This window comes from Paenibacillus bovis, from assembly GCF_001421015.2.
In the GTDB taxonomy this organism is placed as follows: Bacteria; Bacillota; Bacilli; order Paenibacillales; family Paenibacillaceae; genus Saccharibacillus; species Saccharibacillus bovis.
This window is the reverse complement of record NZ_CP013023.1, coordinates 4,090,883-4,104,584: the sequence shown is the minus strand read 5'-3', so window position 1 is coordinate 4,104,584 and position 13,702 is coordinate 4,090,883. Positions and strand designations below refer to the sequence as shown.

Sequence of the window (13,702 nt, the reverse complement as noted above, 5' to 3'; positions counted from 1 at the left end):
AAGAAGTGTTATATATCAAATACTGCGGAATGTCTGATACAACCGGCATTTCGCAGCAGTTGTGTATTTTGGAGAGAAGGAGGGATAAGCTATGACACATACCATTATTGTGACAGAAAGCACGGCAGATATCCCTGCAGAACTGATTGCAAAGTATGATATACGCATTATCCCGTTACGATTATTTTTTGGAGAACAGTCTTATGCGGATGGAGTCGATATCACTTCGGCTGAATTTTATAGCAAGCTATCTGCTTCAGCGCAGCTGCCTACGACTTCCCAGCCTTCACCGGCCGATTATACAGCAATGTATGAGAAGCTGACAGCAGAGCATCCAGGCAGTCCAATCGTATCTATCCATCTATCTTCGGGTCTTAGCGGTACGTATCAGTCGGCGACGATCGGACGCTCCATGCTGGATGATCACAGTCATATTACCGTGATTGACTCCAAGTCGGCATCGTACGGATATGGACTGGCTGTTGTACATGCAGCCCGATTGGCCCAGCAGGGCAAAAGTGTCGCCGAGATCGAAGCAGGTGTAGCGCATATACTCAGCAGACGTGAGCTTTATTTTATGGTGGATGACCTGGAATATCTGCGCAAAGGCGGCCGGATTGGCAGAGCCTCGGCGGTACTAGGGACACTGCTCAACGTCAAGCCGATTCTCTCTATCGACGAGAACGGTGTCATCTATCCGGTGGAAAAGGTACGCGGGCAGAAAAAAGCAATGACACGCATCGTTGAGATGATGCGTCAACATCTGAATGTACGTAAAATTAATCTGGCTCTTGGACATACGGCGAATCGGGAATCGTGTGAACCCTTGCTGCAGATGATCAGAGAGCATTATGAGATTGGCGAACTGGTCTTTTCTGAAGTGGGGCCTGTGATTGGTACACATGCAGGACCGGGCACAATCGCCATGTTTGCATGGCCGGATGAGGAATAGATGAGGGATGATGATGAATATCAATCTGGATCAGATTGGCGTTCGGCAGGTCAGTGGCGTGAGTGCTTCCAAAGAAGGGGAGCTTCACGCCTTTGGCATCTCTACTGTACTTGATCTACTGGAGTATTTCCCGTTCCGGTATGAAGATTATCGGCTTCGAGCGCTTCAGGAGGTCAAGGACGGCGACAAAATTACGGTTGAAGGCAAGATTGTCGGCCTGCCGGTATTACAGCGCTATGGCAAAAAATCACGTTTGACCTGTAAAGTAATGGTGGATGACTGGATGGTAACAGCAACCTGGTTCAACCGTCATTTTCTCAAAGACCAGCTCACTTCCGGCAGAGTAATTATTCTGACGGGCAAATGGGATCAGCGCCGTTCGACTATGACTATTACCGATTCGGAATTTCCGGATAAAGGCACCCAGCGCAGCGGCAGTCTGCAGCCGGTTTATTCGATCGGTGGCAAGATTACACAGACCTGGCTCCGCAAAATGATCGGACAGGCGCTGGATCAGTATGGAGAAATGATTCCCGAAGTGCTGCCGCAGGAGCTGATTCGGCAGTACAAACTGATGCCACGCAAGCAAGCCATTCGCCAGCTGCATCAACCGGTTGACGCAGGCGAAGGCAAGCAGGCGCGTAGACGGATGGTGTATGAGGAATTATTTTTGTTTCAGCTCAAATTGCAGGCCTATCGCAGTATGAATCGCAAGCGGTCGACAGGTATTGTGCATACGACGGATAATGCGACGATTCGCGAATTTGTACGCAGTCTGCCGTTCGAATTGACCGATGCGCAGAAGCAGGTAGAACTCGAAATTCTCAAAGACATGCGTTCACCCCATAGTATGAATCGACTGCTGCAGGGGGATGTCGGTTCAGGCAAAACAGTTATTGCAGCGATTGCCTTGTTTGCAACGGTTCGTTCCGGTCATCAGGGAGCACTTATGGTACCAACCGAGATTCTGGCAGAGCAGCATGTACGTTCACTCAAGCGCATGTTTGAGCCGTTTGGCATTACAGTGGAGATGCTGACCAGCAGTGTCACAGGACGCAAGCGCAAAGATCTGATCGCTTCCCTGCAAATGGGTATGACCGATATTATCGTCGGCACCCATGCGTTGATTCAGGAAGATGTCTTTTTCCGCAGTCTGGGTCTGGTTGTCACAGATGAACAGCATCGCTTTGGTGTCAATCAGCGCAGTGTACTAAGACGCAAAGGGTTTGACCCGGATGTACTGACTATGACGGCTACACCGATTCCGCGGACGCTGGCAATAACAGCATTTGGCGATATGGATGTATCTACCATTTCCGAACGTCCAAAAGGACGCAAGCCGATCTCCACGTACTGGGTCAAGCAAAATATGATGGACCGGGTGATGGGCTTTATTTCCAAAGAGATCGATCAGGGGCGTCAAGCCTATCTGATCTGTCCATTGATCGAAGAGTCCGATAAGCTGGATGTGCAAAATGCGATTGATCTGTACGTACAGATGGATCAGGCATTCCCGAAATATCAGGTTGGACTGCTGCATGGCCGGATGAGCGCTGCGGAAAAGGAAGAAACAATGCGTGCCTTTTACAGCAATGAAATGCAGCTGCTGGTCTCTACGACAGTTGTCGAGGTAGGCGTCGATGTACCAAATGCTACGCTGATGATCATTATGGATGCAGACCGATTCGGGCTGTCCCAGCTGCATCAGCTGCGCGGACGTGTAGGTCGGGGAGAGCATGAATCATTCTGTATCCTGATCGCCGATCCCAAATCCGATATTGGTCAGGAGCGGATGCGGGCAATGACCGAGACGGATGACGGTTTTGAAGTATCCCGGCGAGATCTGGAGCTGCGCGGGCCTGGCGAATTTTTCGGAACGAAGCAAAGTGGTCTGCCGGAGTTCAAAATTGCAGATATGGTCAGCGATTTTGAAGTGCTGGAAATTGCCCGCAATGATGCAGCCAGACTGGTCAGCAATGAGTTTTTCTGGACGTCTCCGGAATATGAGCCGCTACGTGAGTTTTTGAACAGACAGCAGGTCTTCCAGGGCGAACTGATTGACTGATTTTATGAATCGGGTTCACTAACTGATTTTAGCTGATGTTATCGATTCATTGTATCGAATAGGTTGATAGTATCTGAACGATTGGCAGCTTGTATCCAAAGAAGTGTATACACCCCATATACAGAAATTACACAAAAGGTTGTATTCTCCAATTCATCAGTCATAGCGGCTGAGTGGATAGAGAATACAACCTTTTGTGTGTGATAAGATTTATACATAAAGCAGTTAGAACATACCATTACTGCGAAGAAAGAAGAAAGAAGAAAGAAAAAGAAAAAAAGAAAAAAAGAAAAAAAGAACAGAGAAAAAGTTAGAGAAAGAAATCAAATACTGAGAAGATTACATACTCGAAAAGATAACTTTTCAGGTATCCGTTTCTATACTTGCAGCTTAAAACAGCTTATCGATCAAAACTCCTGATCCTCATGGATATCGACCAGCCGTTCAATCTGCTGTCTGGCCAGCTGCAAATCGTCTTCATGTCGCCGCTGTGTAATTTGCCCGGAAGTCTGCGCTTCCTTGAGGGTCATACTTATGTGCTCGAGCAGCTGCTCGCTGAATTGTGCGGCACTGAAGCCTTGATGCTCTGCAATATGCCGGATACTGTCGCCATCCTGCAAATACTGCTTTAATTCCAAAGGTGTAAGTCCAAGCAGACTGGCTGCTCCATCAAGAATATAGGACAGCATAAGCTCGGAGTCGGGAGCTGTATCTGAACTTTCGCTATCAGACTGCTGGCGATCTATCAGCCGATCCGCATATAATTGGCCTGATGCTGATGCTGATGCTGATGCTGATGCTGATGCTGATGCTGATGCTGATGCTGATGCTGATGCTGTATATAAATCGGAATAAGGGCTGTTGTGTAGAGATGAAGATAATCTGCTGGAATCCGGCATGAAGCCAGTAGATAGTAAGGTCCGGTTAGGACCTGTTTTGAATCCGGCTGCGGCAGATAAAGATGTACTGCACGCTGTGCTGCCTATAGAAATGGCCAGAGCCATCGAACTACCGGTAAGAATAGGTTTCATCTTCATGATGTTTCCTGCCTCTCTGCTGTAAAGATACTGTGTACATTGTACCCTTGCTGCATGAACAGTCGGTTAAGGCAAACTTAAATTTGGATGAAATTGACGCAAAATGCATGCTTTTTGCAAACCTGTCACACACCAGTTGGATACATCGTTTATACTATAGATTATGGGTTTTAATGACGAAGCTGGAGGCATTGGCATTGAGCGGAAACTATACAGGTATTATATTGTTGCAACTATTCGAACGGGCAGCTTTGCTGCTTATTTGCTTGTTTTTACTCAGCAAGCTGCCGCATTTTCGGCAGATTTTCCAAAAGGAAGTGCTGGATACCAAAGACCGGATTATTTTATCGGTTATTTTTAGTGGGTTTGCTATTTTGGGCACGTATACCGGCATCAATGTAGAAGGCTCTCTGGTCAATGTGCGTATTATTGCAGTCGTGTCCGGGGGGATTCTTTTTGGATGGCCGGTGGGTCTGATTACAGGTGTGGTATCGGGGCTGCACCGCTATCTGATTGATATAGACGGAGTCACTTCATTGCCCTGTCTGATCACCAGCATTATCGCTGGTATTTTATCGGGATATATTCACAGCCGGATCAGCCGCAAACGGCGCTGGATCGTTGGAATTATTGCAGGGATGGCCTGTGAAGCACTGACCATGCTGCTAATTCTGCTGATGGCGAATCCGGCAGAATTGGGGCGTGAGATTGTCTCGATTATTGCTTTGCCGATGATTATTGGTGAAGTGAGTGTAGGACTGATTGTTTTATTTGTACAGGGTGTAGAAGGCGAGCGGGAAAATATTGCTGCCAGACAGGCAAAGCTTGCGCTGGACATCGCCAACAAGACCCTGCCGTATTTCCGATCGATCAACAGCGATTCGCTGCGCAAAATATGCACTATTATCCGCGAAGATATACAGGCTGATGCGGTAGCAATTACAGATACGCGATTTATCCTGGCTTATGTAGGGATTGGCGAAGAGCGGTATAATATTGGCAATGAGATTATTACGGATGCGACCAAGCAGGCGATTTCCAGCGGAGAGATTGTCATTATTAATGATGATACCGAGGGTAAGGTGCCGAATATTCAATCCCTGATTATTATTCCGCTCAAGGAGAAAAGTATCGTCACTGGCGCTCTCAAAATTTATTACAGCAAAGCCTACAAAATCACCTATTCCCTGCAGACGTTGGCTGTCGGGCTGTCCCAGATCATTTCCACTCTGATGGAAGTTTCACGGATCGAGCAGATGAAGGAGATGGCCAACAAAGCCGAGATCAAGGCGCTGCAGACAAGTATCAATCCGCATTTTCTATTCAATGCACTAAATGCGATTGCGTCCTCTATCCGCATTGATCCGGATAATGCACGGGAAATGATTATTAATCTGTCCGGTTATTTGCGCCATAGTCTGGAATGGAGCGATCAGCTGATCGATATTAACAAAGAACTCGGTCAGGTAGTCAATTATGTAGAGATTGAGAAAGCACGATTCGGAAGCAAGCTGACGGTTATTTATGATATCGACGAAGAAGTGGAAGTAAAGATTCCAAGCCTGATTATTCAGCCGCTTGTGGAAAATGCAATCGTGCATGGTATTCTCAAAGGGAGAGGATCTGGTACAGTCACCCTGTCTGTCAAAGATCGTGGTGAAGAGGTAGAGATTATCGTAGAAGATACCGGCACAGGCATAGAGGATGAAATTATCCGCAAAGTGTATACCAGTCAGATGCCGGAAAATCGGATCGGTCTCTCCAATGTACATCAGCGGGTAAAGCTGATCTACGGAGAAGGGCTGCATATCGAGCGGCTAGACAAAGGTACCCGCATCCAATTCAAGATCAAAAAGGAGCGTCTATGAAAGCAATCGTAGTGGAAGACGAATTTCTGGCCCGGCAGGAGCTGGAATACTATATCAAAACGTACAGCAGTATCGAGATCACGGGAAGCTTTGACGATGGTCTGGATGTGCTGAAATATGTGCAAAATCATGAGGTGGATGCCATATTCCTCGATATTAATATTCCGTCTCTTGACGGCGTACTGCTCGCACATAATATCAGCAAATTCTCGCGCAAGCCGTATATTATTTTTATTACAGCGTACAAGGAACATGCGGCCGAAGCATTTGAGATCGAAGCGTTCGACTATATTCTGAAGCCATACAGCGAATCACGGATTACGTCCATGCTGCGCAAGCTAGAGAATACGTATGAGCGTGATCAGCAGCGCACAGACGGTATCACCAGTCCGAATGCGCAACGTCCTTCTGCAAGCTCCCAGCAGCCGGACCATACGAGTTCAGCAGCTCATCCTGTTGTAGGCAGCAGCCAGGCTTTTGTACATCACCAGGTCGATCATCCGGCCGCTCATACTGCTCATGCGCTGCAGGGCAAGATCAGTCTCTGGAAAAATGACAAGATTCAGGTAATCCCTGTAGATGACGTCTATTATGCCTCAGCGAGCGAGAAGGTGACCCACGTATACACCCGTCGGGACGAATATACGGTAAATGCGAGTATCAGCGAATTTCAGGCTACATTGCCGGAGGAGTATTTTTTCCGTTGTCACCGTTCTTATATCGTGAATATCAGCAAAATACGGGAAATTGTTCCGTGGTTTAATAACACTTATTTACTTCGATTACATGATATGGAATACGAAGTTCCGGTCAGCCGAAGCAAGGCCAAAGAGTTCCGGCAGATCATGAATATATAAAGGCATTTCATTCCGTAAATACCGCATTTCATTCCGCATTCGTTATCGGCTCCTTATTGGAGGGGTATACTTGGGGTGTAGAGAATTCTCGATAAACGGACTGCTTCATTGCTAGACCAGGCAGCCTGCACAGGTTGAGTACCTTTCACCCTGTATACACACTATACTTTGCGGTAATTACGGAAAGGAACATCCACTATGAGCCAAATGTTAACTCACACTCAAGCTTCGATGTCACAACCCCAATCTTCCAGCAAGCCTGCCAACCGCTGGCTGATCGCGCTCGGAACCGTTATTGTACAAATGGGACTCGGTACCATTTATACCTGGAGCCTGTTCAATCAGCCGCTTGTTGACAAGTTTGGCTGGGAACTCAGCTCGGTTGCTATTACATTTTCGATTACCAGCTTTGCACTGGCATTTGCCACTTTGTTCTCGGGTAAATTACAGGAAAAATGGGGGATTCGTCGCCTCATTGGAACAGCTGGTATTGTGCTTGGTCTGGGTCTTATGCTTAGCTCGCAGGTATCCTCCTTGTCACTGCTGTATTTGCTGGCTGGTGTAGTTGTCGGCTTTGCAGATGGTACCGCCTATATGACTTCACTCTCGAATCTGATTAAATGGTTCCCTGAACGCAAAGGACTGATCTCGGGTATCTCGGTGGGTGCTTATGGTACAGGTAGTCTGATTTTTAAATATATCAATGGTTCGTTGATTGGTTCAGCCGGTGTATCGATGGCATTTCTGTACTGGGGAATTATTGTTCTGCTCATGATCGTTATTGGTTCACGCCTGATTCGTGAAGCGGTCGTCACTGACACTGCTCCTGCTCAAAACGCTCAACAAGTGAAAAATGGTACAAACAAACATCAAAAAGTATCGACATCTGCGCCAATGGTCGTCAATCATAACTATTCCGTCAAGGAAATGCTCAAAACCAAAGAAGCGTACTTACTGTTTATTATGTTCTTTACCGCTTGTATGAGCGGTCTGTATCTGATCGGTATCGTCAAGGATATCGGTGTAAAGCTGGCAGGTCTGGATCTGGCCACAGCAGCCAATGCCGTTGCCATGATCGCCATTTTCAATACGGTGGGCCGTATTATTCTGGGCGCACTGTCAGATAAAGTAGGCCGGATCAAAGTCATTTGCGTTACCTTTATCGTGACAGCTGCGGCGGTGGCTGTACTGAGCTTTGTACCATTGACCTATGGCATTTTCTTTGCTGCTGTAGCAGCGATTGCGTTTTGCTTTGGCGGTAATATTACCGTGTTCCCTACCATCGTCAGTGATTTCTTCGGTCTGAAAAATCATGGCAAAAACTATGGAGTGATCTATCAGGGCTTTGGGATTGGTGCTTTATCCGGTTCATTTGTAGCTGCATGGATGGGCGGCTTCAAGCCAACCTTTATCGTGATCGGTATTATGTGTATTATTTCTTTCCTGATTGCGGTATTTATCAAGCCTCCGGTAGCGCCGCAGGCAGCGCAGGAAGAAGCCGCCAAAGAAGCCAAATGGAGTGCCAAACCGCATACAGCACGTGGATAATTATTCCTGCATAGCGCTGAATGGGATATCAATAAAATCGGTATACAAAACCATTATGGTGGATGATCATTATAAACAGCCTGCAATCCGGACACTGACTTTTTTCGGGATCGCAGGCTGTTTTGTATATCCACAAAATAGCTGCTTTGAATATAAGTAATATGGAAATTAAATTACAAAATTTAGAAAAATGATTCTTGAAGCTGGGAATATAGTAATATTAAATATAACTATCTCTATCCCAACCCCAAAAGGAGGAGTGAGACGTATGTTGCAGATCCGATTATGTACCCGGCCGCAGGTCATTTATATGAATCTGTTGGAAGCGTTATCCAGGGAAAGTCGTCTATCCATGTTAAAAGCGCAGCATGAACCGGTGGAACGAAGAGAACTGATGGCGGAAGCGGGATATTATACGTTTGTGATGGATGATCATTCAACGCTGGTTTATGTGATTATCGACCAGTCTACCAGTATTCCGTATTTGCTCTTATCCGGCCCTTCTGCCGAGGAGGCGGCTGATTTATTGTACAGTACGGGAATGGTAGGCTCGGCCGATGAAGTGATGCAGTGGTGTCTTCAGGCGGATACTACAGAAGACAAAATAGATGCGATTTGCCGGCTAGGTATTGCCTCCTACTTTCAGGCACGACCTGATATAATAGAAATTTTTACGCGGTATATGCAGGATACGGATGTGCGAGTCAGACAATCTGCTGTATTTGCAACCAGCTTTGTAGGCTGGCAGGAGTTCGAATCCATGCTGCTGCGCACAGCGGAGAAAGACCCGGATGAGCGCGTATCGATGATTGCAGAGAGCGCTATTCGTATTATGCGTAATAGCGACTGGAAAGTCGAGAGAACGATGCGATAAGCAGCTAATCCGTAAGCGCTGTTGAGTGTACTTGAGACTTTCCTGTTTGGATAATGGATCTGCTCTATTCGGTCTGTATGCTCTTTTCGTCTTCAATAGTAGCCGAATATAAAAGCGGTAAGGGCATAGACGATGCTTTTACCGTTTTTGCCATTACAGTAGATAAGCTTGAAAAGTTGAAACCAAGCAACCAAACACCAAAAAAAGCGGAAATTTGCTGAAATCGGGCAAATTTCTCTATTCAAGGAATCACATTCTGCTGATTTCATGCTAAAATGGCTATAATAACGGCCATACATCATTTGTACAGGCTTTTCTGTGCATAAAATATGATAGTACCATGGCATGTTATTTATTCCTCGCCGGCAGGTGGGTATCGATCCCAAAAGATTGCCCGTACAGGACCGCTATGCCGGGGAAAGTTGCGAAGAGGTGGACGATGAACAAGAAAATGAACAATCCGGCCCTTACCCGCAATCAGAAGCTTGCAAATACATATCTGATTCGCCGCACATTATCTGTCAGCGAATTATCTGTTGTCTATGTGGCAAGACATATGGAAAAGGGCACCCTGCATGTAATCAAAGAATTTTTCCCAGGAGCGCTGGTGGAGCGCAGTCGTGATCGCCGGTCTGTGCAATGTTCCCAGCCAGGGCTAAAATCTAAATATACCGAAATGCTGTCTACCTTCCGTCAGGAGGGCAGTATTCTGCGTGAATTGAATCATCCGGGTATTGTGAAATATGAGGACGAGTTTGAGGAAAATAATACGGCTTATCTGGTAATGGAATACTGTCGCGGCATTACGCTGGATCGTTATATCCGTCAATCTGCGCCACAGGCTGACCCTGCTTTTATGCAGTCCAGACTGTTGCCGGTTATTGAAGCGCTGGAGCATATTCATCAACTCGGTTATATTCACCGGGATGTAAAGCCTAGCAATATTATGCTGGTCGAAGATGGACAGACCAAGCTGCTGGATTTTGGATCGGCAGTACGGTATCAGAATAAAACCCACAGTATCCTTACCACTGCAGGCTATTCGCCGATCGAGTTTTATTCCGGGCGTTCAAGTCAGGGACCGGTATCGGATATTTATAGTCTGGCCGCTACGTTCTATTTTTGCTGTCAGGGCAGGGCTCCGGTCGATGTGCCCAAGCGTCTGTTTAACGATACCCTGGAAAAGCTCGGAAGTGAGCAGGTATCTTCTCCAATCCTTTCGCGGGTTATTCACTGGGGATTGGCGGTGTCGGCTGATAAGCGCTGTACTTCGCTGAAATGGTTCAAAATTGCTGTGCAGGCAGAACGTTTCTGGAAGCGAAATCTGGTGCTGACACGCAGCAAAAAGGGGGCTTCTGCAGCAGTTGAACCCGAGTCCATCACTGTACCGGACACAGCTTCTTTATCTGCATTTGCCGATGCAGAAGAGAGTATGAAAGAAAGCACTCATTTATCCAAATAACGAATCATGCCATCATCTAACAAGAGTATATAACGAAAACCACACGTCGATTGTGTGGTTTTTTTTGTTAGAAGAATGTAAAACTTTCTTTCAAATCATTTTACAAATTAGAAGAATATTACATATAAAGACGCAAAAAAGCAAAAATAATCTGTAAACTGCTCAAAAATGGACTATTTTTAGAATCATATTTGTGCAACTCAAAAATAGTACTAAAGTTTCGGTGAATTTTCTAAAGTTAATATAAAAAGATAAGATTTTACAGACGATACTTAATAAATGGATACTTAATTTTTGATATCGCCCAGTAAGGTAAAGGGAAATTCAAATTCCTTATCAAAATGACTTTTAATTGAAAAGGCGAACGTGCTTTCCCATATCAGGACTAAAGACCTGTATCGACGCAGAATAGCATATTTTTCATTAAAAGTAAAAAAGTAATAGAAATTAATTTATATTGTTATTTTTTCGACAGTAATTTTCGGTAAGAAGGAATAATTCACTGATTTCGACAATATCCCTTATGTATTTATAGTCGTATTTTCCTATAATAAAGGCTGAATTCAAAAAATTGACAACCTATACTATTCATATTGTATGATACTTTTTGTAACTCGGAAGTCATGGAACTGAAATGGGAATTGCAAACACCGTTTTAATCGTATTCGTATTTCCTCAGCTGCTTCCGGCTCCGGGTGTGAACGTTGTATACATAGCGTGAAGGCCAGAATGGAGGAAATTGCGTTGGATATTATTAATCAAACGAACCGTACAATGCTTTTTGAAGAAATTAACCCGGAAAAGCTCGATCTAATCACCCTGGTTGGTGATGTCAAAGGTATCGATAGCCTCAGTGACGATAAAATCAAGGAAATCAGCCAGCATTTGCTGGTGCGCAGCTTCGATGATTTTCTGAACAAATTTACACCGACTGTATATTCTTTCTTTAATGCAGCGAATCAAAAAGTAGTCTATACGCTCAAAAAGCCGGAAGGTATTGCTGATGACTGCATTTCCGAAATTCGCATCGACCAGAACAACGATTTCCTGAAAATGCTGTTTACCCTGATCGACACCAAGCGCAGCCAGGGAATCACTAACGTTGACTTTAAATTCGAGAATCTGCTGGATATGATCTCTCCCAAAAAAGTAATGGATGATATCCGTCAGGTACGTAAAGAAATTCATTATATGTATGGACAGTATGACCAGCTGGATGAAGCAGATCCGAAAAAACTGGAAATGGGCGACAAGCTCAACCAGATGTTCGAGGAAGCCAGCCAGAACTATAACAATGTTATGGCGATGCTGCCACTGGCTATTGAAGATATCAAAACTCGTCTGCTGCTGGGAAGTGCCCAGGATGATCAGACGGCTGAAGAATTCCGTATCGGTATGCTGACGATTGGTGAAGGCGGCGAACTGCAGATCGTAGAAGCTCCCAAAGCGGATACGACCGAGCTGATGCTGCTGGACGATAACGGCACAACCGAGCTCATCTCTGTTTTTGAAGAAGATTATGAGAGTGTGAGCGAGAACCCTTCTATGTACGTCAAAGATCTGGTTGTTCGTACATTCTGTCCGCTTCCTGCGATTAACACGGAAGTCAATACAGAGCTGGAAGTACAGAACTACAATACGTATCTGGAGTTCTACAAAAATGCCAAAGACGAATTTGTAAAAGCTGTCAAACCTCTGGTAGAGAAACTGCTCGGTGTGAAGATGTTCTTCGACCAGTATGCAACCAAAAACCGCGGTATGGCACCAACACTGCTCATTACCAATACCAAGCTCGATATGCTGGTGAAAAGTACAAACGCACCGCGTCTGGAGACATACCTGAACACGGTCAACTCCAAAAACGACTTTACCGACACGATCTGGTTCGGTATCGTACCATCTATTGAAATGGAAGCAGCAGGCAATGTTCGTGTCAGTCGTGCCCGTTTCAAAGGAACGGAGAAATCGACCAAGCAGGAAGGCAACACGCTGGAATCCCTGTCCATGCTGCTGCAGATCGTCAAAAATTACAAAGTACAGCTGTTCTTCAACTTTGAATCCGGTGAAGAAACGACATTCAACCATGTGGCGACTTCCGGTATCGACAAGTTCATGGAGAAATGTACACCATTGCTGCGCCAGGATTACAGCGAATTCGCGATTCCTTGCGTACCGAACTTTACGATTATTCCAAAAGACAAATCCGGCGTTATTATCGATAGCCGCATGATGCAGACCGAAGCCGGTGTGCAGCTGTCCAAGGAAAAAGAAGATATTCTCAAACTGTGGATCGAAGGTGTCTACGTGGGAGCTGCTTATGTGGCTGCTGGTCTGGTATCTGCGTATCAGTGTCCAGAATATCTCAAAGAAATGTTCAAGGATGTACAGCGCGACGCTCCAGGCGTACGCTTTGATATCGAATCCGGCGATAACAGCCTGCGTTTCGTAACCACGATGGCCAAGGAAATTACCGGTTTCACAAACAGCATCAAGGATTCTATTAACCGCCGTAACTTCGGCTTCGTATTCTCTTCCGAAAATGCGCAGCTGCAGGGCAAAGATATCCGCAGAATTACCGTATACAAAGCAAGAAGTCTCGCCATGTCCGAAGACGGCTTTGATTCAATCTACAAAACACTGGTCAGTACGTATGTAGAACGTATCCTGCGCTTCCAGACAAGCGATTTCAAATACGAGAATATCGTCAAATTCTTTAGCAACAATCCAAGCAGTCAGAAGAGCCGCTGGCTCGGTGCCAAAGGCGCAGTCAATTCCATTGTTCAGGACGGCGACGATCTGAATTATGTGATCGACGAGAAAAATAATCTTTGCAATATTGATCTGGTATTTAACGGCAATGTGAAGAACCTGGAAGTTACGATTACCAAGGCGACCAGCGCTGCCAGAGCTTGATCATTAATTATTTGCAACAGGACACGGCAGGGATTCCGCAATGTGAAGACGGGTACAACCGTCTGGCATCCCTGCCTCGCCTGATGCCTTATCGGCAATATGCTGTACAAGCATCGGGTAACAAGC

General features: G+C 45.7%; 9 protein-coding genes. 8 read left to right on the top strand and 1 reads right to left on the bottom strand.

Annotated elements, in window-relative coordinates; all coding sequences use genetic code 11:
• Window positions 1–91: 91 nt before the first annotated feature.
• Window positions 92–952 (top strand): DegV family protein, encoded by an 861-nt coding sequence (locus AR543_RS17495; RefSeq protein WP_060535701.1) that lies wholly within the window; start codon window positions 92–94, stop codon window positions 950–952.
• A gap of 13 nt (window positions 953–965) precedes the next feature.
• Complete coding sequence (gene recG, locus AR543_RS17490) at window positions 966–3,017, top strand: ATP-dependent DNA helicase RecG (RefSeq protein WP_060536834.1); 2,052 nt, start codon at window positions 966–968, stop codon at window positions 3,015–3,017.
• Window positions 3,018–3,424: 407 nt separating this feature from the next.
• On the opposite strand, the gene AR543_RS24360 is transcribed toward recG, so the two are convergent.
• Complete coding sequence (locus tag AR543_RS24360; protein ID WP_060535700.1) at window positions 3,425–3,706, bottom strand: hypothetical protein; 282 nt, start codon at window positions 3,704–3,706, stop codon at window positions 3,425–3,427.
• Between the two features lie 521 nt (window positions 3,707–4,227).
• Here AR543_RS24360 and AR543_RS17480 point away from each other — a divergent pair.
• The 6 genes from AR543_RS17480 to AR543_RS17455 all read left to right on the top strand — a co-directional run bounded on the left by AR543_RS17480 (window position 4,228) and on the right by AR543_RS17455 (window position 13,576).
• The gene (locus tag AR543_RS17480) at window positions 4,228–5,922 is read left to right on the top strand and encodes a sensor histidine kinase (RefSeq protein WP_174703750.1); all 1,695 of its coding nucleotides are present in this window, start codon (window positions 4,228–4,230) and stop codon (window positions 5,920–5,922) included.
• Window positions 5,919–6,779 (top strand): LytR/AlgR family response regulator transcription factor, encoded by an 861-nt coding sequence (locus AR543_RS17475; RefSeq protein WP_060535699.1) that lies wholly within the window; start codon window positions 5,919–5,921, stop codon window positions 6,777–6,779. Before AR543_RS17480 ends, AR543_RS17475 begins: the two co-directional genes overlap by 4 nt.
• Before the next feature lie 207 nt (window positions 6,780–6,986).
• Window positions 6,987–8,327, top strand: a complete 1,341-nt coding sequence (locus AR543_RS17470; RefSeq protein ID WP_227871905.1) for an L-lactate MFS transporter — start codon at window positions 6,987–6,989, stop codon at window positions 8,325–8,327.
• A 268-nt stretch (window positions 8,328–8,595) separates the two neighbouring features.
• Window positions 8,596–9,201, top strand: a complete 606-nt coding sequence (locus AR543_RS17465) for a HEAT repeat domain-containing protein (protein ID WP_060535698.1) — start codon at window positions 8,596–8,598, stop codon at window positions 9,199–9,201.
• A 439-nt stretch (window positions 9,202–9,640) separates the two neighbouring features.
• On the top strand, window positions 9,641–10,663 hold the full coding sequence (locus AR543_RS17460; protein ID WP_060535697.1) for a serine/threonine protein kinase: 1,023 nt from the start codon (window positions 9,641–9,643) through the stop codon (window positions 10,661–10,663).
• 744 nt (window positions 10,664–11,407) lie between these two features.
• On the top strand, window positions 11,408–13,576 hold the full coding sequence (locus AR543_RS17455; RefSeq protein ID WP_060535696.1) for a hypothetical protein: 2,169 nt from the start codon (window positions 11,408–11,410) through the stop codon (window positions 13,574–13,576).
• Window positions 13,577–13,702 lie beyond the last annotated feature (126 nt).